The sequence below is a fragment of the Streptomyces sp. 4N124 genome, assembly GCF_052245395.1.
GTDB lineage: Bacteria > Actinomycetota > Actinomycetes > Streptomycetales > Streptomycetaceae > Streptomyces.
Map to the genome: position 1 here is coordinate 1 of NZ_JBQQBS010000032.1, position 25,459 is coordinate 25,459.

The following is a 25,459-nucleotide window of genomic DNA, read 5'->3' on the forward strand; positions in this document are numbered from 1 at the left end:
GCGCCGAGAAGCTAGCGCCCCAGCGGGTGGGTGGGGGTTGGGGATGGACGTTCCAGGCCTCAAACGCCGGAGGGGCTGGCAAATCAGCCCCTCCGGCGTTTGAGGAGCGGGGTCCAGGGGGCGGAGCCCCTGGGGGATGGGACGGGTAGGGGCGGCGGGGGCGAGGTAGGGCTACGGCACCACTACGATCTTGCGGCCGACGCCCGATGCGAACTGGTCCAGTGCCTCGGGGTACCGGTCCAGTGGGATGCGGTCGCTGATGAAGATGTCGGGGTCCAGGACCCCTGTCGCGAAGAGTTCCGCCGCGCGTTCGAAGCTGTGCAGGACCGCCATCGAACCCGTGATGGTGATCTCTTGGTTGTAGATGCGGTAGGGGTCGATCGTGACCCGCGTCGCGTAGTCCGCCACGCCGAACTGCAGGAACGTCCCCGCCTTAGCCACCCGCTCCAGCCCGTCCTGGATCGCCGCCGCGTTGCCGGTCGCGTCGATGACCAGGTCCCAGCCCTGGGGGCGGTCCAGTTCGTCGGGGTTCGCGGCCGAGGACGAGACGCCCAGGCGGCGGGCCGTTTCCAGGCGGGTGGGGTTGACGTCGACCACGTCGACGCTGGCCGCGCCGGTCCGCTTGGCCAGCTCCAGCATCATCAGGCCCATCGTGCCGGAGCCGTAGATGAGGACGTGGGCGCCGAGGCGGGACTGGAGGACGTCGTAGCCCCGGACGGCGCAGGACAACGGCTCCACCAGCGCCGCGTCCTGAGTACGGACGTGTTCGGGCAGCCGTACGCAATTCGCCACCGGAGCCACCGCGTACCGCGCCGCACCCCCGGCCGTCGTCACGCCGATCGCCGCCCAGCGTTCGCAGAGGTTGTTGTGGCCCGTACGGCAGTACCGGCACTCGTAGCAGTAGAGGGAGGGGTCCACCGCTACCCGGTCGCCCACCGACAGCTCCGTGACCTGGGTCCCCACCCCGACCACCTCGCCCGCGAACTCGTGCCCCGGCACGATCGGCAGCTTGGGGGCGAACTCGCCCTGGAGGATGTGCAGATCCGTTCCGCACAGGCCGCACGCCGCGACCTCGACCACGACATCGCGCGGTCCTGGCGTCGGGTCCGGGACCTCGGCGACGACGGCCTTGCCCACGGACTCGATGACGGCGGCCTTCATTTCACGGCTCCCAACGACAGGCCCTGGACCAGCTTGTCCTGGGCGGCGAACCCCGCGGCGAGCACCGGCAGGGAGATGACGAGCGACGCGGCGCACACCTTCGCCAGGAACAGGCCCTGGCTGGTGATGAAGCCGGTGAGGAAGACGGGGGCCGTTTCGGCTACGACGCCTGTCAGTACCCTCGCGAACAGCAGCTCGTTCCAGCTGAAGATGAAGCAGATCAGTGATGTCGCGGCGATGCCGGGCAGGGCGATGGGGGCCACCACGCGGGCCAGGATCGTCGGGAGCCTCGCGCCGTCCACCCTTGCCGCCTCGATCACCTCCACCGGGATCTCGGAGAGGAACGACTGCATCATCCAGACCGCGATCGGCAGGTTCATCGACGTGTAGAGGATGACCAGCAGCCAGACGTTGTCGAGCATGTCCGTGTTCTTGGCGAACAGGTAGATGGGCAGGAGGCCCGCCACCACCGGCAGCATCTTCGTGGAGAGGAAGAAGAACAGGACGTCCGTCCACTTCTTCACCGGGCGGATCGACAGGGCGTAGGCCGCGGGGAGTGCCAGGACGAGGACGAACAGCGTCGACGCCACGGACGCGACCGCCGAGTTGATCAGGGACGGCCAGGGGCTCGCGCCGCCGCCCGTGCCGAAGAACTCGCGGTAGCCGTCCAGGGTGAGGGCGGCCCCGAAGGACGGCGGGTTGGTCGCCGCGTCCTCCTCGGAGTGGAAGGACGTCAGCGCCATCCACGCGATGGGCAGGAAGAAGACGATGCCGGTCAGCCAGGCCACCAGACCCAGGCTTACGCCCTTGCGCTTGCGGATGCGTACGGCGATGTCGCTCATGCGCGGCCCACCTCCTCGCGGAACAGGGACGACACGACGCGCAGGGCGAAGGTCGCGATGATGATCGAGCCGATGACCACCAGGACGCCCGCGGCCGAGGCGAGGCCGTTCTCATGGGCCTGGTAGAAGGTCTGGTAGACGGTGTAGGGGAGGTTGGCGGTGCCCAGGCCGCCCGATGTGATCGTGAAGACCGCGTCGAAGTTCTGGACGATGTAGATCGAGCCCAGCAGGGCGCCCAGTTCGAGATAGCGGCGCAGGTGCGGGAGCGTCAGATAGCGGAAGATCTGCCAGTCGCTCGCGCCGTCCACCCGCGCGGCCTCCATCTGCTGCTGGTCGCGGCTCTGCAGGCCCGCCAGCAGGATCAGCATCATGAACGGCGTCCACTGCCAGACCAGTGCGGCCTCGACCGCGAGGAGCGGGGTGTTGGAGATCCAGTCCGGCTGTGGGCCGCCGACATAGTGCAACAGGCCGTTGAGCAGGCCGTATTCGGGGTTGTAGAGCACGTGCTTCCAGAGCAGCGCCGCGGCCACCGGGACCACCAGGAAGGGGGCGATCAGCAGGGTGCGGACCAGTCCCCGGCCCTTGAACTTCCGGTCCAGGAGCAGCGCCAGGACCAGGCCCAGGACCAGGCTGGCCAGCACCACGGCCACGGTGAGCAGGATCGTCGTCCATACGGAACGGCGCAGGTCCGGGTCGGTGAGGACTTCGGAGTAGTTGGCGAAGCCGGTGAACTCGCGGGCGTCGGGGTAGAGCGAGTTCCAGTCGAAGAACGAGATCACCAGCGTGGCCACGAACGGCAGCTGGGTCACCACGATCATGAAGATCAGGGCGGGGAGGAGGGGGGCTCGGGTGGCCCAGGCGCGCATGCGGCCCGAGGGGCGCTTCTCGGCGCGGACGGATGGTGCGGCGATCGGAGCGGTGGTCGTGGCGGTCATCGTCCCTCGTACTCCTCGGAGATCTTCTCGGCGAGCTGCTGGGACTTGCTCAGGGCCGAGTCGACGGACTGGCGTCCCGCGATGGCCGCGCTGATCTCCTGGGAGACCTTGGTGCCGAGGTCGGTGAACTCGGGGATGCCGACGAACTGGATGCCGGGTGCCGGGCGCGGCTGCACTCCCGGGTCGCCCGGGCGTGCGCCCTCGATGGCCTCCTTGGTCATCTCCTGGAAGGCGGCGGCCTCCGCGCGGTAGTCGGGGTTCTCGTACGTCGACGCGCGCTTGCCCGCCGGTACGTTCGACCAGCCGATCTCGTCGCCGACCAGCTGCTCGTACTCCTTGCTGGACGCCCAGGACACGAACTTCCAGGCCTTGTCGGGGTTGCGGGAGGCGTCCTGGATGCCCCAGGCCCAGGTGTAGAGCCAGCCGGCGGACTCGGTCTTCTCGACCGGGGCGGGCGCGTAGCCGACCTTGCCCTTGACCGGGGAGTCGGCGGACTCCAGGGAACCGGCCGCGGAGGTGGCGTCGTACCACATGGCGACCTTGCCCTGGGTCATGTTGTTCAGGCACTCGGCGAAGCCGGACTGGGCGGCGCCGGACTCGCCGTGGTCACGGACGAGGTCGACATAGAACTTCACCGCCTTCTCCCACTCGGGGGAGTCGAGCCGGGCCTTCCAGTCCTTGTCGAACCAGGTGCCGCCGAAGGTGTTCACGACCGTGGTGAGCGGAGCCATGACCTCGCCCCAGCCCGGCAGGCCGCGCAGGCAGATGCCCTTCATGCCGGACTCGGCGCCGTCGGTCTTCGCGGCGAGGTCCGCCACCTGCTGCCAGGTGGGGTGCGCGGGCATCGTCAGGCCCTGCTTCTCGAAGACGTCCTTGCGGTACATCAGGAAGGACGACTCGCCGTAGAAGGGCTGGCCGTAGAGCTTGCCGTCCTCGGCGGTCAGGGACTCGCGCATCGGCTTGAGGACGTCCTGCTCGTCGTACGCGGGGTCCTTGGCGACGTACGAGTCCATCTCGTGCAGCCAGCCGTTCTTGGCGTAGATCGGTATCTCGTAGTTGGACAGGGTGGCCACGTCGTACTGGCCGGCCTGGTTGGCGAAGTCCTGGCTGATCTTGTCGCGGACGTCGTTCTCGGGCAGGACGGTGAAGTTGACCTTGATGCCGGTCTCTTTGGTGAAGTGGGCGGCGGTGAGCTTCTGCAGCTCCACCATCTGAGGGTTGTTCACCATCAGGACGTTGATCGAGTTGCCGCCCGATCCGGCCCCGCCCGCGCCGACCCAGCAGCCGGTGAGCAGCGGGGCGAGCAGCGTCCCTGCGGCGACCGCGGCGAGTGTGGCTCGCGGCCTCCGACGGCTCTGGGTTCGCATGGATCGCTCCTGAACATTTGGGGAGATAAGGGGTGTTGCCGGGCATGGGGGTGCCCTACAGGAGGTGCGTTGGATTTTCAGACCCGGATGACCTGCGGCCCCAGCAGTGAGTAGCGGTGGGCCTCGGCCGTCGGGAGCAGTGTGCTCGTGACGATCGCCTCCAGTGCGCCGACCTCGGCGAACCGGCAGAAGCTCACCGCCCCGAACTTGGTGTGCACGCCCGCGAACACGGTGCGCCGGGAGGCGCGCACGGCCTGCGCCTTGACCTCGCTGACCGCGGGGTCGGGGGTGGTCAGACCGTGTTCGCGGGAAATGCCGTTGGCGCCGATGTAGGCGAGGTCGATGACGAAGCCGGCGAGCATCTTCGTCGTCCAGTGGTCGACGGTGGCCAGGGTGCCGGAGCGGACCCGGCCGCCGAGGAGCAGCACCGAGATGCCTTCGACCTCGGCGAGCGTGCCCGCGACCGGCAGGGACGCGGTGACCACGGTCAGCGGCCGGTCCCGGGGGAGTGCCTCGGCGATGAGCTGGGGGGTGAACCCCTCGTCGACGAAGACGGTCTCGGCGTCCCCGAGCAACTCGGCCGCGGCGACCGCGATGCGTCGCTTCTCGGGGACATGGCTGGTGGCGCGGAAGGCGAGCGTCGTCTCGAAACCGGCGCTCTCCACGGGGTACGCGCCACCGTGTGTGCGGCGGACCAGCCCGTGGTCCTCCAGGGCGCGCAGATCCCGTCGTACGGTCTCCTTCGCCACGCCCAGCTCGGCGGCGAGCGCGGTGACATCGACCGAGCCGGAGGCGCGAGCGACGCGGACGATCTCCCGCTGACGCTCTTCCGCGGTCTTCTCGCCCATGGCCGACACCTGCTTCCGTACGTCAGAGCCTCGTTGCCCGTTCGGGCCCGGTGGGACCCATGGGGGAAGTTCTACAGCGGGTCCGCGACACTGACCAGGCCTGTTGGGGGCCCGATAGTGCCCGTGTGTGCCCGTTCGACTCTACTGGTGCCCGCCTCGGACCAGCACGGCTGTCGAGAAGGCCGTGAGATCGGGCATGATCCGTGCCCGGATACGGCGGCGGGCGGGCCCGTTCGGTGCCCGCCCGCCGCAGAAGCGCTCTCGCGAAAGTAGCGCAAGTATGAGTGAAGCCAGATGTCAGTACGGCCAGATCGGCGGATCGCTGACGAAGTGGCCGCCGAGGTAGGCGTGCGCCACGTTCTCCGGGTCGAGCTCGCCCTGTTCGGCGATGAGCTTCTCGGCGTACGGCTCGGAGTCGTCCTGCGGTGCGTAGCCGAGGGCCCGTGCGGTGGCCAGGTCCCACCACAGGCGGGTGTTGGCGGAGGAGCCGTAGACGACGGTGTGGCCGACGTGCTCGGCGGTCAGGGCCGCGTGGAAGAGACGGGCGCCGTCGGCCGGGCTCATCCACACCGAGAGCATGCGCACGCTGGTCGGCTCGGGGAAGCAGGAGCCGATGCGCACGGAGACGGTCTCCAGGCCGTGCTTGTCCCAGAAGAACTGGGCGAGGTCCTCACCGAAGGACTTGGACAGGCCGTAGAAGGTGTCGGGGCGGCGGGGGGTGTCGATCGGAATGAGCGGGTCTTCGCCCTGCGGGCGGGGCGTGAAGCCCACCGCGTGGTTGGAGGAGGCGAAGACGATGCGCCCGACGCCCTCCTGGTGGGCCGCCTCGTACAGGTTGTACGTCCCCTCGATGTTCGCCCTGAGGATCTTCTCGAACGGGGCTTCCAAGGAGATGCCCGCGAGATGGATGATCGCGTCGACGCCCCGGACGGCCTCGCGCAGGGCGTCCTTGTCGGCGAGGTCGGCGACGATCGCGTCCGGCACGCCCTCGATCGGGCGCAGGTCGAGCAGACGGAGTGCGTAGCCGTAGTCCGGGAGCAGGTCCCGCATCAGGGTGCCGAGCCCGCCGGCGGCGCCGGTGAGCAGAACGGTGCGGGGGGCTGGCATCCTCGGTTCTCCTTGAGTCCAGGGCCGTATGCATGCACGCACGGTATTCACATTCATGGACAAGCTAAGGATCACCGACCTTGCCCGTCAAGGGTGGCGCACCCTCTGTTCATAACCGTAAACTTTGATCAGAATTCTGCATGCAGTCGTCCTCGTTTGCAGCCGTCCTCGTTATAGGGAGCGCCCGTGACGCCAGCCCCCCTTGCCGCACGCCTGAGCATCCCCAGCGGGCCGCTGTTCTTCCCCGTCACCGCCTACGGGCCCGACGGCGCGGTCGACCTGGACGTCTACCGCACCCATGTCCGCCAAGGCGTCGAGGCCGGGGCCGCCGCCGTGTTCGCCTGCTGTGGCACCGGGGAGTTCCACGCGCTCACGCCGGAGGAGTTCGAGGCCTGTGTGGGCGCCGCCGTCGAGGCGGCCGAGGGGCGGGTCCCGGTCGTCGCGGGCGCCGGCTACGGCACCGCGCTCGCCGTGCGGTACGCGCGTCTCGCGGCGGCGGCCGGGGCGGACGGGCTGCTCGCCATGCCGCCGTACCTCGTCGTCGCCGGGCAGGAGGGGCTGCTGCGGCACTACCGGGAGGTGGCGGACGCGACCGCGCTGCCCATGATCGTCTACCAGCGCGACAACGCCGTGTTCACGCCGGAGACGGCCGTCGAACTGGCCCGCACGGACGGGATCATCGGGTTCAAGGACGGGCTCGGCGACCTGGACCTCATGCAGCGCGTCGTGAGCGCCGTCCGCACCGAGGCCCCCGGCGACTTCCTCTACTTCAACGGACTGCCGACCGCCGAACAGACCCAGCTCGCCTACCGCGGCATCGGCATCACCCTCTACTCCTCCGCCGTGTTCTGCTTCGTCCCGGAGATCGCCCTCGCCTTCCACCGGGCGCTCGGCACCGGCGACGACACCACCGCGCACCGGCTGCTGGACGGCTTCTACCGGCCCTTCGTCGACCTGCGCGCCCAGGGCCGCGGCTACGCCGTCTCGCTGGTCAAGGCGGGCGTACGACTGCGGGGGCTCGACGTCGGTCCGGTACGGTCGCCGCTGCACGAACCGGCCGGGGAACATGTGAAGCAGCTGGCCGAACTCATCGACAGGGGCTACGAGTTGCTGCAGGAGGATGCGTGAAGGCGTCGACATTCGTCTACCCCTGGGACGTCAACGGCGACCCGGAGGCCCCCGGCCGGATCGCCGCGCTCGGCGTGCAGCAGGTGACGCTCGCCGCCGCCTACCACTCCACCCGCGCCCTCACCCCCCGCCACCCGCGTCACCGCATCGTCACCGCCGAGCACGCGGCCGTGCTGTACCCGACGGACGACCGGTGGGACGGGCGGGAGCTGCGCCCGTACGCGGCCGGTGACTGGGCCCCCGGTGACGCCTACGGCGAGGCGGCCGCCGCGCTCGCGGACGCCGGCCTGGAGGTACACACCTGGGTCGTCCTCGCGCACAACTCCCGTATGGGAGCCGAACATCCGGACACCTCGGTCGTCAACGCCTACGGCGACCGCTACCCATGGGCGCCCTGCATCGCCCAGCCCGCCACCCGCGCGTACCTGGTCGACCTGGCCGTCGAGGCGGCGGTACGGCCCGGCGCGCGCGGCACCGAACTGGAGTCCCTCGGCTGGTACGGGCTGCAGCACCTGCACGCCCACGACAAGACCGGCGGGGTGGGCCTCGGGGACGCCGGGCAGTATCTGATGTCGCTCTGCTTCTGCCCGGACTGCCGCACGGGGTACGGCGAACAGGGGCTGGACGCCGACGAGTTGGCGGCAGCCGTACGCACCGCGCTGGAGCCCGTGTGGCAGGGCGCACCCTCCGACGGAGGCTGGGCGGCGATCGAGAAGCTGCTCGGCGAGGCGAACGCGACGGCCACGCGCGCGTGGCGCGACGACACCGCCCGCACGCTCCAGGAGGCGGCGGTCCGAGCGGTGCGTGCGGCCGCTCCCGACGGCTTCCAGGTGCTGCTGCACGCCGACCCGGTGTCGTACCACTGCGGTGCGAACGCGGGGGTGGACCCGGAGCACATCCTGTCGGTCGCGGACGGTGTGGTCGTACCGTGCGCGGGCGGGCCGGGTCTGCTCACGCCCTTCGTGGAGCAGGGCAGCGTGAAGCAGGGAAGCGCTGTCGTCGCCGCCAACTTCACCGTCGTCTCCGGCATGGGCGGCAGCCCGGCCACGCTCACGGCGGACCTGGCCGGCGCCCGGGAGCTCGGGGCGAGCGAAATCCGGCTGTATCACGCCGGGTTGGCGTCGGACGGCGACCTGGAGGCGGTGCGCTCCGCGCTCGCCGCGAGCTGAGCCGCCGCCACCAGCCATGCCAGGCCAAGGACCGGCAACAGCAGCCGGTGATCGACCAGTTCGACGAGACCGGCGCCCGCGGCCAGCCCGATCACGTTCGGCGCGAACATCAAGGTGTTGGCCGTGGCGACGGTACGACCCAGCAGCGCATCCGGTGTCTCCCGCTGTACGGCGGTCAGCGCGGCGATCAGCACGCACGGCAGCCCCGCGCCGATCGCCGCGCTGCACACCAGGGCGACCGCGTCGGACGGCACCGCCCGCAGGGCCGCCGCGACGGCCGTGACCGCCATCCCGCACGCCGCGAAACGCGGTGCGCCGAGGCGCCGCAGCCCCGCGCCCGAGAACAGGCCGACCGCCACGGAACCGGCGCCCTGGACGGCGGCGAGCAGCCCGGCGTACGCGGGGGAGTGGCCGAGGCCGTCGACGACGGCGTAGACCAGCGCGCCGTTCACGCCCGCGCAGAGCATCGTCGTGCCGCCCGCGAGGACGAGGGGCCGCAGCCGGGGGTGCGCCCACAGGTGCCGGGCGCCCTCGGACGTCTGCCCACGCCGGCCGGAGACCGGCCGTGGCTTCTCCTCGCGCACGCGGAGACTGGCGTACAGGCCGATGGCCAGCACGAACGTCGCCGCGTCCAGGAGCGCCACGCTCGGGCCGCCGTACGCCGTGTACAGGCCCGCGCCCGCCAGTGGGGCCACGAGTTTCATGCCCTCGGTGGCGGTCATCCGCAGCCCGTTGAAGTCGCCGAGGAGGGATCGGTCGACGGCGGCGACGACCAGCGCCGACTCCGCCGCGTCATGGACGACGCCCGCCGCGCCGTACACGAACAGGACCGCGAACAGCAGCCACAGGCCGTCCGCGGAGTCCACGGTGAGGAGGGTGGGCAGCAGGGCGGCCAGGAGCACGTTGGTGCCGATGAGGAGAGGTTTGCGGCGGGTGCGGTCGGCGAGCGTGCCCAGCAGGGGGCCGAACAGGGTCGGCGCCCACATGGCGAGCATGGTGAGCGCGGCGAGGCCGTCCGAGCCGGTGAGGTCCTTGACCCATACGCCGGACGCCAGCCACAGGGCCGACGTACCGAAGCCGGAGACGACCACGCCGGAGAGATACAGCCCCGCGTTGCGGTCGCGCAGCACGCGCAGCACTGTCCAGGTCGGTGTCATGCCTGGTCATGGTGGTTCTAAGGCGGGGCGGCGGGCATCGGGCAGATGCCTTAATGCGGCTGCGGAGGGACGATGGAAGGGCGGGCGCCGGTCAGGCCGATGAGTTTTGCGCCGCGGGCGGGTCCACCACCTGAGCAGAGACCGCGATCGCCGACTTCAGGAGGACCTGCCATGCCCGAGCCGACCATCGACCTCGGCCCGCAGACCAGGATCTTGGCGCGCCTGGCGGACGGCGTGCCCGACGAACGGCTCGCGGACGTCACGCCCTGCCCCGACTACACCGTGCGCAACATGCTCGGGCACCTCACCCACCTGGCCGCCGCCTTCCGCGACGCCGGCCGCAAGAACCTCGGCCCCTCCACGGACACCGACCCCGGCGAATCCGCGCCGGACATCGCACCCGGCTGGCGCGAGGAGCTGCCCAAGGTCCTCGACGAACTCGCCGAAGCCTGGCGCGACCCGGCGGCGTGGACCGGCGAGACCCGCGCGGGCGGCGTGCCGCTGTCGGGCGCGGAGGCCGGAGCCGTGGCCGTGGACGAGCTGGTGATCCACGGCTGGGACCTGGCCCGCGCCACCGGCCAGCCCTACGAGCCCGACCCCGCCGCCCTCCAGCTGTGTTACGACCTGCTCCTCGCGGCGGCCGACGACCCCTCACGCGGCGGCGGCATCTTCGGTCCGGTCGTCCCGGTGCCTCAGGACGCGCCGCTGCTCGACCGTGCGGTGGGGCTGAGCGGCCGGGACCCGGGGTGGACGCCGGGGCGGTGACCGGACCTCCCTCGCCGCAATCCCCAACTTCCTTTGTCGGAAGCTGTCAGAAGCATTGACGAAACATTGCGCCCCTCTTACCTTCAACGCGTCGTACTTCGTACGTCATATATGAGACGCGATATGTGAGATCCGAGAGGCGCGCATGACCTCTGTGCCCACGCCGATCCCCTCCCGCACGCAATATGTGCAGGAGGAGATCAAACGCCGCATCCTCACCGGGCAGTTGACGCCCGGTCAGGCCCTGGTCGAGACGGAGCTGGCCGCGCAGTTCGGGGTGTCCAAGACCCCGGTGCGGGAGGCGCTGAAGACCCTGGCCGGGACCGGGCTCGTCGTGATGAACCAGTACAAGGGCGTCACGGTGCGCATGGTGGACGCGGACATGGCACGCGAGGTCTACGACGTGCGGCTGCTGCTGGAGCCCGAGGCGTTGAAGCGGGCGGTCCGGCGCGGCGCCTCGCTCGACGCCGCGCGCGCCGCGCTGACCCGCGCCGACGCGGCCGGCGACACCGCCGAACGGTCCCTCGCCAACCGGGAGTTCCACCGCGCCCTGTACCTGCCCTGCGGCAACCCGCTGCTCGGCCGGATGCTCGACGAGGTCCGCGACCAGGCCGCCCTCGTCTCCGCCGTCGCCTGGGCGGCCTCGCCCTCCTGGGACCGGGAGGCCGGTGAGCACCGGGAGATCCTGCGGCTGGCCCTGGAGGGCGACGCGGACGGTGCGGCGCGCGCCCTTCACGCGCATATCGCGTCGTTCGTGCGGCGGGCCTTCCCCGGGGCCCATGAAGAGATCCAGGCCGAGCACCAGGACGAGGAAGGTCAGGAATGAGCAGCGTGACGTTCGAGGCCCAGCGGGCGGCCCTGGCCGACGTGGTGGCGATCCCGGTGACCCCGTTCGCCAAGGACGGCAACGTCGACCAGGACGCCCACCGGGCCCTGCTGCGCCGGCTGCTCGACGGCGGCGTCAGCATCCTCACGCCGAACGGGAACACGGGGGAGTTCTACGCCCTCACGCCCCAAGAGCGGCAGCTCGTCACCGAGTTGACCATCGACGAGGCCGGCGAGCGAGCCGCCATCCTGGTCGGCGTCGGGCACGACGTACCCACCGCGGTCGCCTCCGCCCGTCACGCCCGCGAACTCGGCGCCCAGATGGTGATGGTCCACCAGCCCGTCCACCCGTACGTCTCCCAGGGCGGCTGGGTCGACTACCACCGCGCCATCGCCGAGTCCGTGCCCGAGCTGGGCGTCGTCCCGTACATCCGCAACGCCCAGCTCAGCGGCTTCCGCCTGGCCGAACTCGCCGACGCCTGCCCGAACGTCATCGGCGTGAAGTACGCCGTCCCGGACGCCGCCAAGTTCGCCGCCTTCGCCCGCGACGCGGGCCTGGAACGCTTCGTCTGGGTCGCGGGCCTCGCCGAGCCCTACGCCCCCTCCTACTTCTCCGCGGGCGCCACCGGCTTCACCTCGGGACTCGTGAACGTCGCCCCTTCCGTTTCGCTGAACATGATCGAAGCGCTTCGATCCGGCGACTACCCGGCCGCCATGAAGGTCTGGGAGCAGATCCGCCGCTTCGAGGAACTCCGCGCCGCCAACGGCTCGGCGAACAACGTCACCGTCGTCAAGGAAGCCCTCGCCTCCCTCGGCCTGTGCCGCCGCGACGTCCGCCCGCCGAGCAAGCCGCTGCCCGAGGACGAACGCGCCGAGGTCGCCGCGATAGCCGCGGGGTGGTCCATATGACCGGAAGAAAGCGCCCGGAAGAACTCAGAAGCCACCAGTGGTACGGCACCGAGGGCCAGTTGCGCACCTGGTCGCACAACGCCCGCATGCGCCAGCTGGGATACGAGGCGGAGGAGTACCGGGGCCGCCCGGTGATCGCCGTCCTCAACACCTGGTCCGACATCAACCCCTGCCATGTCCATCTGCGCGAGCGCGCCGAGGCGGTCAAGCGGGGGGTGTGGCAGGCCGGTGGCTTCCCGCTGGAGTTCCCGGTCTCCACGCTCTCGGAGACCTACCAGAAGCCGACTCCGATGCTCTACCGCAACCTGCTCGCGATGGAGACGGAGGAGCTGCTGCGGTCGTATCCGATCGACGCGGCGGTGCTGCTCGGGGGCTGCGACAAGTCGACGCCGGCGCTGCTCATGGGCGCGGTCTCGGCCGATGTGCCGTCGATCTTCGTTCCCGCGGGTCCGATGCTGCCGGGGCACTGGCGCGGGGAGACCCTCGGGTCCGGTACCGACATGTGGAAGTACTGGGACGAGCACCGCGCGGGCAACCTGACGGACTGCGAACTGCGGGAGCTCCAGGGCGGGTTGGCCCGTTCGCCGGGTCACTGCATGACCATGGGGACCGCCTCCACGATGACCGCGGCGGCGGAAGCCCTCGGCATGACGCTGCCGGGCGCCTCGTCGATACCGGCCGTCGAATCCGGGCACGAGCGGATGGCCGCCGCCTCCGGGCGCCGCGCCGTGGAGCTCGCCTGGCACGGGATCCAGCCGTCCTCCATCCTCACCCGCGAGGCCTTCGAGGACGCGGTGACGACCGTCCTGGGTCTCGGCGGCTCCACCAACGCCGTGATCCATCTGATCGCCATGGCGGGACGGGCCGGCATCAAGCTCACCCTCGACGACTTCGACCGCATCGCGCGTACCGTGCCGGTGCTGGCCAACGTACGGCCCGGCGGACGGACGTACCTCATGGAGGACTTCCACTTCGCCGGCGGCCTGCCCGCTTTCCTCTCGCGGATCACCGACCTGCTGCACCTCGACCGGCCGACCGTGAACGGAACCCTGGGCGAGCAGATCGCGGGCGCCGTCGTCCACAACGACGACGTCATCCGCCCGCGCGACAACCCGGTCGCGCGGGAAGGCGGGGTCGCCGTGCTGCGCGGCAACCTCTGCCCGGACGGCGCCGTCATCAAGCACATCTCCGCCGAGCCGCAGCTGCTCAAGCACACCGGCCCCGCGGTCGTCTTCGACGACTACAAGACGATGCAGCGGACCATCAACGACCCGGCCCTGAACATCACCGCCGACAGCGTGCTGGTGCTGCGCAACGCCGGCCCCAAGGGCGGTCCGGGCATGCCGGAGTACGGGATGCTGCCCCTCCCCGACCACCTGCTCAAGCAGGGTGTACGGGACATGGTGCGGATCTCCGACGCCCGGATGAGCGGCACGAGTTACGGCACGTGCGTGCTCCACGTGGCGCCGGAGTCGTACATCGGAGGCCCGCTCGCGCTGGTGCGCACGGGCGACTCGATCACCCTGGACGTCGACGCGCGAACGCTCCAACTCAACGTGGACGACGAGGAGTTGGAGCGCCGCAGGGCGGAGTGGACGCCGCCGCCCGTGCGGTACGAGCGCGGATACGGCGCGCTCTACAACGAACAGGTCACCCAGGCGGACACCGGCTGCGACTTCGAGTTCCTCGCGCGGCCGGGCACGGTGCAGGACCCGTACGCGGGCTGAACCACTCTCGGCCGTACCCCTCTTGGCCGAGATCCCGAACGTTGATCGGTAAGCGCTTCACCCGCACGAGCAAACGCACGAGAACGGAGAACAGTCATGGCCCAAGCCGCAGCCGTGGCGAAACCGCCCGCGCCACCGAGGCGGCGGCGCCGTGCCTCTGCCACCCCGCGCAGACTGCCGTATCTGCTGATCGCCCCGGCCGCCGTGCTGATGCTGGGCTTCATCGCCTACCCGGTGCTCAGCGTCTTCTACTACAGCCTGCAGAACTACAACCCCACCAAACCCTGGCGGAACGGCTACGCGGGATTCGACAACTTCGTCCACGCCTTCACCGAGGACCCGGTCTTCTGGGACACGCTGATCTTCAGCGCGAAGTGGGTCGTCGTCGAGGTCGGGCTGCAGCTGCTGTTCGGTCTGGCGCTGGCGCTGATCATCAACCAGACGTTCGTCGGGCGGGGGCTGGGCCGGGCGCTGGTGTTCTCGCCGTGGGCCGTCTCCGGGGTGCTGACCTCCGCGATCTGGGTGCTGCTCTACAACTCCCAGACGGGCATCACCCGTTACCTCGCCGACATGGGCATCGGCTCCTACGGCACCAGCTGGCTGTCGGACACCTCCACCGTGTTCCCGGCGGCGATCGTCGCCGATCTCTGGCGCGGTGTGCCCTTCTTCGCGATCCTCATCCTCGCCGACCTCCAGTCCGTCTCGAAGGACCTGTACGAGGCGGCCGAGGTCGACGGGGCGAGCAGGCTGCAGCAGTTCTGGCACATCACGCTGCCCCATCTGAAGGACGCGATCATCCTGTCCACGCTGCTGCGCGCGGTGTGGGAGTTCAACAACGTCGACCTGCTCTACACCCTCACCGGCGGCGGACCGGCGGGCGAGACGACGACACTTCCGCTCTACATCGCCAACACCAGCATCGACGCACACAACTTCGGCTACGCGTCGGCCCTGACCACGGTCGCGTTCGTGATCCTGCTCTTCTGCTCGATGGTCTATCTGCGGCTGAGCAAGTTCGGAGGTGAGGACAAGTGAGCACCATCAAGGAGGCCACCGCGGTCGCCCCGGCGGCCCGCCGCCCGGTCCCCGAGCCGCAGCGTCCGGCGAAGAAGCGCCGCGCCTGGGACGAGGCCCCGCGCTGGCAGATCTACACCCCGCTGGGGATCTACCTGGTCTTCACCCTGGTCCCCTTCTACTGGATCGTGCTGTTCGCGCTCCGCCCGGCCGGCTCCACCTCACTCGTGCCCTGGCCGATGACCTTCGACCACTTCGAGAAGGTGTGGACGGACCGGTCCTTCGGCACCTACTTCCAGAACAGCGTCCTCGTCGGCGTCGCGACCCTGCTGATGACGACGATCGTCGCGCTGGCCGGCGGCTACGCCCTCGCCCGGTTCGACTTCAAGGTCAAGCGGGCCTTCATGCTCGGCCTGCTGTGCTCCCAGTTCGTGCCGGGCGCGCTGCTCCTGGTGCCGCTGTTCGAGATCTTCGCCGAACTGCAGATGATCAACTCGCTGGGCAGCGTCATCCTCGCGGAGACGGTCTTCCAGCTACCGCTGTCGATGATCCTGATCAGCAACTTCATCAAGAACGTGCCGTACTCCCTGGAGGAGGCCGCCTGGGTCGACGGCTGCAACAGGATGACCGCCTTCCGGATCGTCGTCCTGCCGTTGCTGCGGCCCGGTCTGATCGCCGTCGGCTCCTTCGCCTTCGTGCACTCCTGGAACCACTTCCTGTTCGCCCTGATGTTCCTCAACAACCAGGACAAGCAGACGATCCCCGTCGGCCTCAACACCCTGATGAGCGCGGACAGCGTCGACCTCGGCGCGCTCGCCGCGGGCGGCATCATCGCCGCCGTACCCGTGGTGATCGTGTTCGCCTTCATCCAGAAGTGGCTGATCACCGGCTTCAGCGCGGGAGCGGTGAAGGGATGAGAAAGCATCAACTCATCGTGCCGCTGGCCCTGTTGGCCGCGCTCAGCGTCCCCGCCCACGCCGAGGACCGTGACATCAGCCGCGACACCCTGCCCGTCAACGACGGCTGGGCGGCGTACGGCCCCGGCACCACCGGAGGCTCGGCCGCCGACGACACCCACGTCTTCACCGTCACCGACCGCGCCGAACTGGTCCGCGCCCTCGATGGCGGCAGCGACACCCCGAAGATCATCCGGATCGCCGGGACGATCGACGCGAACACCGACGACGACGGCGACCACCTGGACTGCGCCGACTACGCCACCGACGCCTACAGCCTGAAGAAGTATCTGGCCGCGTACGATCCCCGCACCTGGGGTGCGGCGAAGCCGAGCGGCCCGCAGGAGGAGGCCCGCCAGGCGTCCGCCGCCCAGCAGGCCGAACGGGTCGTCCTGAACGTCGGCTCCAACACCACGATCGTCGGCCTCGGCTCCTCAGCGGTACTCAAGGGCGCAAGCCTCCAGGTCAGGAACGCGAACAACGTCATCATCCGCAACCTCGAACTCCGCGACGCCTACGACTGCTTCCCCGTCTGGCAGCCCAACACCGGCGGCCTCGGCGACTGGAAGACGGCGTACGACACCCTGTGGCTGACCGGCGCCACCCACGTCTGGATCGACCACATCACCGCGAGCGACCAGGGCCACCCCGACGCGAAGGAGCCCACCCACTTCGCCCGCAACTACCTTCGCCACGACGGCCTGCTGGACATCACCAACGGCTCCGACCTGATCACCGTCTCCTGGAGCCGGTTCGCCGACCACGACAAGGCGATGCTGATCGGCAACGGCGACTCGGCGACGGGCGATCGCGGCAAGCTCCGGGTGACCCTGCACCACAACGAGTTCGAGTCCGTCGTACAACGCGCCCCGCGCGTCCGCTTCGGTCAGGTGCACGTCTACAACAACCGGTACGTCGTGGAAGACGGCCACCGGTACTCGCTCGGCGTCTCCACCGAGTCCGCCCTCTACGCCGAGAACAACGCCTTCCGCACCCCCGGCCACATCGAGGCAGCCGACCTGGTGAAGAGCTGGAACGGCACCGCCCTGCACCAGACCGGCACCCTCTTCAACGGCTATCCGGTCGACCTGCTGGCGATCCACAACGCCTACAACTCCGGCAGCGAGCGCGATCTCACGGCCGACGTCGGCTGGACACCTACCCTGCACACAAAGATCGACAGCGCCGAGCGGGCCGACCGAGAGGTGGCACGCGGCGCGGGCGCAGGGAGGCTCCCATGAGCGTAGACATCGTCCTGGCGGGCGCGCGCGGTCACGGCCGCTGGCACGTCGAGAACATCCGTCGGCTCCAGGACAAGGGGCTGGTACGGCTGGCCGGCATCTGCGAGCTGACGCCGCTGACCGAGGCGGAACTCGGAGGCGGCGAACTGCCCGCCCAGTCGCCCGACTTCGGCGCCCTCCTCGACTCCACCGGCGCGCGGATCGCCGTGATCTGCACACCGATCCCGACCCACACCGACCTCGCCCTGACCGCCGCCGAGCGGGGCGTGCACCTGCTGCTGGAGAAGCCGCCCGCGCCGTCGTACGCCGAGTTCCGCCGGATGGCCGACGGGGTCGCCCGGGCGGGCGTCGCCTGCCAGATCGGGTTCCAGTCGCTGGGCTCGCACGCGGTGCCGGTCATCCGTGAGCTGATCGCCGAGGGGGCGATCGGTGAGCTGGTCGGCATCGGCGGGGCGGGTGCCTGGGCGCGCGCCGAGGCGTACTACCGGCGTGCGCCGTGGGCGGGCAAGCGGCGGCTGAACGGTGTCGAGGTGATCGACGGGGTGCTGACCAACCCGCTCGCGCACGCCGTCGCCACCGCCCTCGCGCTGAACGGCACGACCCGCGCCGAGGACGTCACCGACATCGAGACCGAGCTGCTGCGCGCCAACGACATCGAGTCCGACGACACCTCCTGCGTCCGCGTCACCACCACGGCGGGCCGCTCGGTCACCGTCGCCGCGACCCTGTGCGCCGAGGTTCCCGACGAGCCGTACGTCCTCGTGCACGGCAGCCGCGGCCGGATCACCTTCTGGTACAAGCAGGACCGTGTGCTGCTCCAGCGCGCCGACCACGGCCCGGAGGAGACCGAGTACGGCCGTACGGACCTGCTGGAGAACCTCGTCGACCACGTCACCACCGGTGCCGAGCTGCTGGTCGCGCCGGACTCGACGGGTGCCTTCATGAAGGTCGTTGAAGCGATTCGACTGGCCCCCGACCCGGCCCCGCTGCCGGAGGAGGCCTGGCACTTCCTCCCCGAAGAGGGCCGCCGGGTGGTCCCCGGCGTCGACGGCCTTGTCGCCGCCGCCGCCGACACCCTCTCCCTCTACTCCGAGCTGGGCGCCCCCTGGGCGCTCCCGCAAGCGCGCCCGAAAGAGGTGAGCACCTGATGACGACCACCGACTCCCCGGTCCTGAGCGTCGCGGGCCGCCCGGTCGCCCGCTATGTGACGCGGCCCGAGCTGGCCCCCCGGCTCTCCCCACGCCCCTATCTGCACCCCGTCACCACCCTGGCCGGCACAGCGGTCACCGAGCTGAGCCCCGCCGACCACACCCACCACCTCGGCGTCGGTGTCGCCGTTCCCGACGTCGAGGGGCACAACTTCTGGGGCGGGCGCACCTACGTCCGCGACCGGGGCCCCACCGAGCTGGACAACCACGGAGCCCAGCGGCACACCGCGTTCCAGCTCCGCGACCCCGACGGCTTCGTGGAGGAGCTGCGCTGGGTGGCCGCGGGCGGCGAGCTGCTGCGTGAGCGCCGTACGGTGGCGGCCACCGAACTCACCGACGCCGCCTGGGCGTTGGACCTCACCTTCTCCCTCACCAACGTCACCTCCGCCCCGCTGTCGATCGGCAGCCCGGCCACCAACGGCCGCCCCGGCGCCGCGTACGGCGGCTTCTTCTGGCGGGCGCGCAAGGAGTCCACGGCACCGGACGTGTTCACCATCGACCGCGAGGGCGAGCAGGAGGTCCACGGCACCCGCGCCGCCTGGGTGGCCCTCACGGGCTCCACCTGGACCCTCATCTTCGCCGGGGCCACCGAACAGACCCGCCGGGACCAGTGGTTCGTGCGCGCCACGGAGTATCCCGGCGTCGGCTCCTCCCTCGCCGCCGAGGAGCGGCTGCCGATCCCGCCCGGCGAGACCACCGTCCGCCGGATCGTCACCGTCGTCGCCGACGGCCGCATCGGCCGGCTCGAAGCGGCGTCCCTGGTCCGCAAGGCGGTGAGCGCATGACGACCGACACGTACCGCAACCCGATCCTCGACGCCGACTGGTCCGACCCGGACGTGGTCCGCGTGGGCGACGACTTCTACCTCACGGCCTCCAGCTTCGGCCGCGCCCCCGGCCTGCCCCTGCTCCACTCCCGCGACCTGGTCAACTGGACCTTGGTCGGCCACGCCCTCCATCGTCTGGAGCCAGCCGCCGAGTTCAGGTCCCCGCGCCACGACTGCGGAGTCTGGGCACCCGCGTTACGCCACCACGACGACCGCTTCTGGATCTTCTGGGGCGACCCCGACCAGGGCGTCTACCAAATCAACGCTCCCGAGATCCGCGGCCCCTGGACCCGCCCCCACCTCGTCAAGGCGGGCAAGGGGCTGATCGATCCCTGCCCCCTCTGGGACGACGAGACCGGCGAGGCCTACCTCATCCACGCCTGGGCCAAGTCCCGCTCCGGCATCAAGAACCGCCTCACCGGCCACCGGATGCACCCTGACGGGACGTCGCTTCTCGACGAGGGCAAGGTGATCGTCGACGGGGACCGCATCCCCGGCTGGTTCACCCTCGAAGGCCCCAAGCTCTACCGGCACGACGGCTGGTTCTGGATCCTCGCCCCCGCCGGGGGAGTGGAGACCGGCTGGCAGGGCGCCTTCCGCTCGCGCGGGTTCTTCGGGCCGTACGAGAAGAGGATCGTCCTCGAGCAGAAGGACACCGACGTCAACGGGCCGCACCAGGGCGGCTGGGTGCGCACCCCGTCCGGTGAGGACTGGTTCGTGCACTTCCAGCAGCGGGGTGCGTACGGCCGGGTCGTCCACCTCCAGCCGATGCGCTGGGGCACGGACGGCTGGCCGGTGCTCGGTGACGACGGCGCCCCCGTCGCCGTACACAAGCGTCCGAACCTGCCACCGCAGCCGTCGGCCGCGCCCGCCACCGACGACGACTTCCCCGGCGGACGCCACGGCCGCCAGTGGTCGTGGACCGCCAACCCGCAGGACGGCTGGGCCACCCAGCACTCCGGCGACGGCCTCCGCCTCACCTGCGTCCGCTCGGCCGACACGCACGACCTGCGCAAACTGCCGAGCATCCTCACCCAGCGACTGCCCGGGACACCCTGCACGGTGGAGGTCGGGCTGCACCTGCACAGCGAGGAGCAGGGGTCCAGGGCAGGGCTCGCGGTGCTCGGAGACGCCTTCAGCTGGATCGGGTTGCAGCGGGGGACCGACGGGACGGTCCACCTGGTGCACCGGTTCGCCGAGGCCGTAGCCGAGCAGGAACGGGACGCCGCCCATCCGCGGCTCGCGCCCGGCGGACGGGCCCGGCTGCGGATCGAGATCGGCTCCGGGGCGCGCTGCCGCTTCTCGTACGACATCGGCGACGGCTGGACGTCGTCCGGTCCCGTCTTCGCCGCCACCCCCTGGCGCTGGGTCGGCGCCCTGCTCGGACTGTTCGCGCTCGCGCCCGTCGGCGGGGGACACGCCGGCGCCGCGGTCTTCACGCACTTCCGGATCACCCCCTTGTAACTCACGTCACCCGTAAGCCTGTTACGCCTGTCGGGAGCCGCAATGACGCACTTCCATAGCAAGCGCTTGCCCCACCCTTCGAGACCGGGGTACGGCCTGGTCCTGGCCGCGGTCGTGGGCCTGGTCGCCGCACTGGGTCTCGGAGCCGTCGGGGAGGCGAAGGCCGCCCCGGCCTCCTGGTCCCGCTGGAGCGACCGGCCGCACGGGTTCGCCTCGCTCGCCGGCGGTACCACCGGTGGCGCGGGCGGCAGGGTCGTCACCGTCACCGACCAGGCCTCGCTGATGAAGTACGCGGCCGCCGAGGAGCCGTACATCATCCGCGTCCAGGGCACGATCACGGCTCAGCCGTTCGGCGCGAGCGTCGAGGTCGCCTCGGACAAGACGATCGTCGGGGTCGGCGCGAGCGGAGAGCTGGTGCAGGGCGAGTTCCATCTCAGCCCCGGCACCCACAACGTGATCATCCGCAACATGACGATCCGTGACTCGGCGGTCGAGGGCAACTGGGACTGCAAGGACACCGACTTCGACGGCATCCAGATGGACACCGTCCACCACGTCTGGGTCGACCACAACCGCTTCTCGAACATCTGCGACGGACAGCTCGACGTCCGCAAGGACAGCGAGTACGTGACCGTCTCCTACAACCGGTTCGAGAACAACAACAAGACGTTCGGGCTCGGCTGGACCACCAACGTCAAGACCCAGATCACCATCGACCACAACTGGTTCGCCCAGACCAAGCAGCGCAACCCGTCCATCGACAACGCCGCGTACGCGCACCTCTACAACAACTACCTCACGGCGCAGGTGGACCCCGGCGACCCCGTGTGGACGTACGGGAACTGGTCACGCGGCAAGACCAGGATGGTCATCGAGAACTCCTACTACCAGGACGTCCAGCACCCCTACCAGGCCGATGCCACCGCCGAGTTGGTGCAGCGCGGATCGATCCTGAAGAACACCAGCGGGCGGCACGACGCGTGGGGTGCGGCCTTCGAACCGCGGGAGTTCTACGACTACCGACTCGACCCGGCTGCCGCCGTGCCCGCCATCGTGAAGCGGTTCTCCGGACCGCAGGAGCGGATCGGGGTGGCGCCCGAGCCGACACAGACCCCCACAACTTCATAACTCCGCTGGATCCAGAAGAAGAGAGCCGACCATGAAGATCAGCATTCGCAGAAGCAGGCGCGCGGCCATAGCGGTCGCCCTGGGGTCAGCACTCGCGCTGACCGCCACCGCCTGCGGTGACGACGGCAGCGGGACGGGCGGTGACGCGGGCGGGGAAGGCAGCGGCAAGGGCAAGGTCGTCTTCTGGGACAACAACGGCGGTGTCCGCACCGACATCTGGGAAGAGATCATCGCCGACTTCGAGAAGGCCAACCCGGACATCGACGTCGAGTACGTCGGTATCGCCTCCACCGAGTACCAGTCCAAGGTCGACACCGCCATCCAGGCCGACAGCCTGCCCGACGTCGGCGGTGTCGGCGCGGCCATGCTCGCCGGGTTCTCCGCGCAGAACGCGCTGGAGCCGCTCGACGACCGGCTCGGCAAGTCCTCGCTGAACGGCAAGCTCAACGAGGACATGGTCGAGTCGCTGAAGGCCGCCGGCGGTCGGGACGACACGCTGTACTCGATTCCGACCTCCGCGAACAACGGTGTCCTGTACTACCGCACCGATCTGTTCAAGGCGGCCGGGCTGGAGGAGCCGCTCACCTGGGAGGCCTTCTACAAGGCCGCCGAGAAGCTCACCAACTCCGGGAAGAACGAGTTCGGGTACACCATTCGTGGTGGCGCCGGGTCCATCGCGCAGGCGCTGGACGCGATGTACGGGCAGTCCGGGATCACGTCCTTCTGGGACGCGAGCGGTGAGAAGACGACCGTCAACGACCCGAAGAACGTGGCGGCGTTGGAGAAGTACGCGGCTCTGTTCAAGAAGGTCACTCCGGCCGCCGACCTCAACAACGACTTCACGAAGATGGTCGCGCAGTGGGACTCCGGCACGATCGGGATGCTGAACCACAACCTGGGGTCGTACCAGGATCACGTGAAGGCGCTCGGAGTCGACAAGTTCCGCGGTATCCCTCAGCCGATCGGCTCCACCGGTAAGCGGGTCCAGGTGTCCAACCCCGTTGACGGGCTGGGGTTGTTCAAGAGCTCCAAGAACAAGGACGCGGCGTGGAAGTTCATCGAGTTCGCCACGTCGCACGAGGAGAACTCGAAGTTCAACAAGTCCGCGGGTCAGGTGCCGGCGCACACGGAGGCGGCCAAGGACTCGTGGATCTCTGAGGCCGAGCCTACGAAGTTGGCTGCGCAGGCGTTGAGCGACGGGTCCACGACGATTGTGCAGCTGCCGTACTTCCTGCCTGACTGGAACACGATTTCCAAGGCGGACAACGAGCCGAACTTCCAGAAGGTGCTGCTCGGGGACATGAGCGCGAAGGACTTTCTGGACACGCTCGCCGACCAGCTGAATGAGGCTCAGGCCGAGTGGAAGGAACAGAACGGCTAAGAGCTCGGTGGGTTTCGGTTGTGGGGGGCTGCGGGTCCGGTGTGGCTGGTCGCGCAGTTCCCCGCGCCCCTAGGTAGGCGATCTCCCCCTTACTGAAAAGGACACCGTTGTGTCTCTCAGCCGTAGACAGATTGCTGCTGCCCTTGGCGTCGTTCCGATTGCGGCCACCGGTACCGCTCACGCATCCGGCCGCCGCCCCCGCCGCACCCTCTTCATCGCCGGTGATTCCACGGCCGCTCAGAAATACGCCAGTGCCGCACCCGAGACAGGGTGGGGAATGGCGCTCCCCTTCTTCCTCCACAAAGACCGGGCCGTTTCCAACCACGCGGTAAACGGCCGTAGTTCGAAAAGCTTTGTCGATGAAGGGCGGCTCGATGTCGTCCTCGGACAGATTCGGGCCGGCGACGTCCTGCTGATCCAGTTCGCGCACAACGACGAGAAGGCCGACGATCCCACCCGCTACACCGAGCCCTGGACGACGTATCAGGAGTATCTGCGGTTGTACGTCGACGGCTCTCGGGCGCGGGGTGCGCGGCCCGTGTTGGCGACGGCCGTCGAGCGGCGTCGGTTCGATGTGGGCGGCAACGCTGTGCCCAGTCATGGCGACTATCCGGCGGCGATGCGGGCGCTGGCGGAGGAGGAGCGGGTGGCGTTGCTCGACCTTCAGGCGCTGTCGCTTGCGTTGTGGCAGGGGCTGGGAGTCGAGGAGACGAAGAAGTACTTCAACTGGACCGAGACCGAGCAGGACAACACGCACTTCAATCCGCCGGGTGCGATCGCCGTGGCGCGGATTGTGGTGCGGGAGCTGATGCGTACGCGTGTGCTCGGCCCGCGGGACGTGCGCCGGCTCGATGAGGAGATCCCGGAGTCCTGGATCACCTGGCCGCAGGCCGCCGCGTAAACACCCCGACCACAGAAAAGAGAGCCGCACAATGAACGCACAGATATGGCATGGGCATGCCATGAAGAAGGCAGCTGTGCTGATCGGCTGCACCGCGCTCGTCCTCGGTCTCACCGGCACCACTGCTCAGGCCGGACCCCGTGACCTGGGCCGTCAGGTCCTCGGCGCGGGTGACGGCTGGGGATCGGAGGGGGCGGGGACGACCGGTGGTTCGGCCGCCGATGCCGAGCACGTCTACACCGTCACCACGTGGGCCGAGTTCAAGGCCGCGCTGCAGGACGGGGGTGACGCGCCGAAGATCATCAAGGTCAAGGGCGTGATCGACGCCGTGTCCCAGGGCTGCGAGGCCTTCGTCACCGACGGCTACGACCTCCAGCAGTACCTCAAGGACTACGACCCGGCCGTCTACGGCAACGACAAGGTCGCCATGGGGCCGCAGGAGGACGCGCGGGTCGCGTCGGCCGCCCAGCAGAACGCGGAGATCAAGGCCTTCATCCCCAGCAACACCACCATCGTCGGCGTCGGAAAGAACTCCGGCATCCTCGGCGGCAGCCTCCAGATCCTCGGTGTCTCGAACGTCATCCTGCGTAACCTCACCATCGAGGCCCCGCTCGACTGCTTCCCCAAGTGGGACCCGACCGACGACAACAACACCGGCAACTGGAACTCCGAGTACGACACCGTGGTCGTCTACGGCACGGACCACGTGTGGCTCGACCACAACACGTTCACCGACGGGCGCTACCCCGACAGCGAGCGGCCCGTCTACTTCGGCAAGGTCTTCCAGCAGCACGACGGCCTGACGGACATCGTGCGCGGCTCCAACTACGTGACCGTGTCCTGGAACCGCTACGAGAACCACGACAAGAACATGCTGATCGGCAACGGCGACGGCCTCGCCGCCATCGACGCCGGCAAGCTCAAGGTCACCATGCACCACAACCGCTTCGACGGAATCCTCCAGCGTTCCCCACGCGTGCGGTTCGGACAGGTCGACGTCTACAACAACCACTACGTGGTGAACGAGGAACAGCAGGACGACTACTACCTCTTCGGCGTCGGCATCTCCTCGCAGCTCCACGCCACCGACAACGCCATCTCACTGCCGCCCGGCGCGAGCGTCGGCAAGTCGCTGAAGAAGTGGAACGAGTCACCGCTCACCGCCGAGAACAACTACGTCAACGGCAAGCTGACCGACCTCATCGCCGTCCACAACGCCGAGATCCCGGAGGAGACCCTCCAGTCCGGCGCCGGGTGGAAGCCGGCCCTGCGGACGAAGGTCGACAACCCCAGGGCGGTCCCGGGGATCGTCGCCCACCGCGCGGGCGCGGGCCGACTGCGCTGACGCTTGGCGGACGGGCCGGGGCGGGCCGCACCCGCTCCGGCCCGACCGCCCACCC

At 69.6% G+C, this 25,459-nt stretch carries 22 protein-coding genes and 1 pseudogene; 16 read left to right on the forward strand and 7 right to left on the reverse strand.

The genetic code is table 11. The features are described from left to right. Positions 1-171: 171 nt before the first annotated feature. The 6 genes from ACTWQO_RS28355 to ACTWQO_RS28380 all read right to left on the reverse strand — a co-directional run bounded on the left by ACTWQO_RS28355 (position 172) and on the right by ACTWQO_RS28380 (position 6,260). Complete coding sequence (locus ACTWQO_RS28355; RefSeq protein WP_443240193.1) at positions 172-1,161, reverse strand: zinc-dependent alcohol dehydrogenase family protein; 990 nt, start codon at positions 1,159-1,161, stop codon at positions 172-174. Further along, positions 1,158-2,003: a carbohydrate ABC transporter permease gene (locus tag ACTWQO_RS28360; protein ID WP_443240194.1), complete on the reverse strand. Its 846-nt coding sequence runs from the start codon at positions 2,001-2,003 to the stop codon at positions 1,158-1,160. The genes ACTWQO_RS28355 and ACTWQO_RS28360 overlap by 4 nt, the downstream gene beginning before the upstream one ends. Beyond that, a complete protein-coding gene (locus ACTWQO_RS28365; protein WP_443240195.1) occupies positions 2,000-2,938 on the reverse strand; it encodes a carbohydrate ABC transporter permease in 939 nt (312 codons plus the stop codon). Before ACTWQO_RS28365 ends, ACTWQO_RS28360 begins: the two co-directional genes overlap by 4 nt. Continuing rightward, positions 2,935-4,305 (reverse strand): ABC transporter substrate-binding protein, encoded by a 1,371-nt coding sequence (locus ACTWQO_RS28370; protein WP_443240196.1) that lies wholly within the window; start codon positions 4,303-4,305, stop codon positions 2,935-2,937. Before ACTWQO_RS28370 ends, ACTWQO_RS28365 begins: the two co-directional genes overlap by 4 nt. Before the next feature lie 77 nt (positions 4,306-4,382). After that, the gene (locus tag ACTWQO_RS28375; RefSeq protein WP_443240197.1) at positions 4,383-5,153 is read right to left on the reverse strand and encodes a DeoR/GlpR family DNA-binding transcription regulator; all 771 of its coding nucleotides are present in this window, start codon (positions 5,151-5,153) and stop codon (positions 4,383-4,385) included. Positions 5,154-5,450: 297 nt separating this feature from the next. After that, a complete protein-coding gene (locus tag ACTWQO_RS28380; protein WP_443240198.1) occupies positions 5,451-6,260 on the reverse strand; it encodes an NAD-dependent epimerase/dehydratase family protein in 810 nt (269 codons plus the stop codon). A 186-nt stretch (positions 6,261-6,446) separates the two neighbouring features. Here ACTWQO_RS28380 and ACTWQO_RS28385 point away from each other — a divergent pair, with 186 nt between their 5' ends. Then, positions 6,447-7,388, forward strand: coding sequence for a 5-dehydro-4-deoxyglucarate dehydratase (locus tag ACTWQO_RS28385; RefSeq protein ID WP_443240199.1), 942 nt, complete (start codon positions 6,447-6,449; stop codon positions 7,386-7,388). After that, complete coding sequence (locus ACTWQO_RS28390; protein WP_443240200.1) at positions 7,385-8,557, forward strand: hypothetical protein; 1,173 nt, start codon at positions 7,385-7,387, stop codon at positions 8,555-8,557. The genes ACTWQO_RS28385 and ACTWQO_RS28390 overlap by 4 nt, the downstream gene beginning before the upstream one ends. On the opposite strand, the gene ACTWQO_RS28395 is transcribed toward ACTWQO_RS28390, so the two are convergent. Beyond that, positions 8,494-9,714, reverse strand: a complete 1,221-nt coding sequence (locus ACTWQO_RS28395) for an MFS transporter (protein ID WP_443240201.1) — start codon at positions 9,712-9,714, stop codon at positions 8,494-8,496. The two genes, ACTWQO_RS28390 and ACTWQO_RS28395, sit on opposite strands and share 64 nt — an antisense overlap. Before the next feature lie 171 nt (positions 9,715-9,885). Between ACTWQO_RS28395 and ACTWQO_RS28400 the strand changes: the two genes are divergently transcribed. The 14 genes and pseudogenes from ACTWQO_RS28400 (at position 9,886) to ACTWQO_RS28465 (ending at position 25,404) form a co-directional block, all read left to right on the forward strand. Beyond that, entirely contained in the window at positions 9,886-10,479 is a 594-nt protein-coding gene (locus ACTWQO_RS28400; RefSeq protein WP_443240202.1) for a TIGR03086 family metal-binding protein, read from the forward strand. Between the two features lie 145 nt (positions 10,480-10,624). Then, complete coding sequence (locus ACTWQO_RS28405) at positions 10,625-11,305, forward strand: GntR family transcriptional regulator (RefSeq protein WP_443240203.1); 681 nt, start codon at positions 10,625-10,627, stop codon at positions 11,303-11,305. Continuing rightward, positions 11,302-12,213, forward strand: coding sequence for a dihydrodipicolinate synthase family protein (locus ACTWQO_RS28410; RefSeq protein ID WP_443240204.1), 912 nt, complete (start codon positions 11,302-11,304; stop codon positions 12,211-12,213). Before ACTWQO_RS28405 ends, ACTWQO_RS28410 begins: the two co-directional genes overlap by 4 nt. Beyond that, complete coding sequence (gene araD, locus ACTWQO_RS28415) at positions 12,210-13,940, forward strand: L-arabinonate dehydratase (RefSeq protein ID WP_443240205.1); 1,731 nt, start codon at positions 12,210-12,212, stop codon at positions 13,938-13,940. The genes ACTWQO_RS28410 and araD overlap by 4 nt, the downstream gene beginning before the upstream one ends. Before the next feature lie 96 nt (positions 13,941-14,036). Then, a complete protein-coding gene (locus ACTWQO_RS28420) occupies positions 14,037-14,975 on the forward strand; it encodes a carbohydrate ABC transporter permease (RefSeq protein WP_443240206.1) in 939 nt (312 codons plus the stop codon). Then, positions 14,972-15,871, forward strand: a complete 900-nt coding sequence (locus tag ACTWQO_RS28425; protein ID WP_443240207.1) for a carbohydrate ABC transporter permease — start codon at positions 14,972-14,974, stop codon at positions 15,869-15,871. Before ACTWQO_RS28420 ends, ACTWQO_RS28425 begins: the two co-directional genes overlap by 4 nt. After that, positions 15,868-17,151: a pectate lyase family protein gene (locus ACTWQO_RS28430; protein WP_443240208.1), complete on the forward strand. Its 1,284-nt coding sequence runs from the start codon at positions 15,868-15,870 to the stop codon at positions 17,149-17,151. The genes ACTWQO_RS28425 and ACTWQO_RS28430 overlap by 4 nt, the downstream gene beginning before the upstream one ends. Further along, complete coding sequence (locus ACTWQO_RS28435; protein ID WP_443240209.1) at positions 17,148-18,299, forward strand: Gfo/Idh/MocA family protein; 1,152 nt, start codon at positions 17,148-17,150, stop codon at positions 18,297-18,299. Before ACTWQO_RS28430 ends, ACTWQO_RS28435 begins: the two co-directional genes overlap by 4 nt. Beyond that, entirely contained in the window at positions 18,299-19,144 is an 846-nt protein-coding gene (locus ACTWQO_RS28440) for a PmoA family protein (protein ID WP_443240210.1), read from the forward strand. Before ACTWQO_RS28435 ends, ACTWQO_RS28440 begins: the two co-directional genes overlap by 1 nt. Next, entirely contained in the window at positions 19,141-20,649 is a 1,509-nt protein-coding gene (locus tag ACTWQO_RS28445; RefSeq protein ID WP_443240211.1) for a glycoside hydrolase family 43 protein, read from the forward strand. The genes ACTWQO_RS28440 and ACTWQO_RS28445 overlap by 4 nt, the downstream gene beginning before the upstream one ends. Before the next feature lie 42 nt (positions 20,650-20,691). Then, a pseudogene (locus ACTWQO_RS28450) lies at positions 20,692-21,738 on the forward strand (pectate lyase family protein); the annotation flags it as partial. A gap of 70 nt (positions 21,739-21,808) precedes the next feature. Next, positions 21,809-23,158 carry an ABC transporter substrate-binding protein gene (locus ACTWQO_RS28455; RefSeq protein ID WP_443240212.1) on the forward strand — a complete coding sequence of 450 codons (1,350 nt, stop codon included), beginning with the start codon at positions 21,809-21,811 and terminating at the stop codon, positions 23,156-23,158. A 109-nt stretch (positions 23,159-23,267) separates the two neighbouring features. Then, a complete protein-coding gene (locus ACTWQO_RS28460; RefSeq protein ID WP_443240213.1) occupies positions 23,268-24,059 on the forward strand; it encodes a rhamnogalacturonan acetylesterase in 792 nt (263 codons plus the stop codon). A gap of 31 nt (positions 24,060-24,090) precedes the next feature. Then, positions 24,091-25,404: a pectate lyase family protein gene (locus tag ACTWQO_RS28465; RefSeq protein WP_443240214.1), complete on the forward strand. Its 1,314-nt coding sequence runs from the start codon at positions 24,091-24,093 to the stop codon at positions 25,402-25,404. The last annotated feature ends 55 nt before the right edge of the window (positions 25,405-25,459 follow it).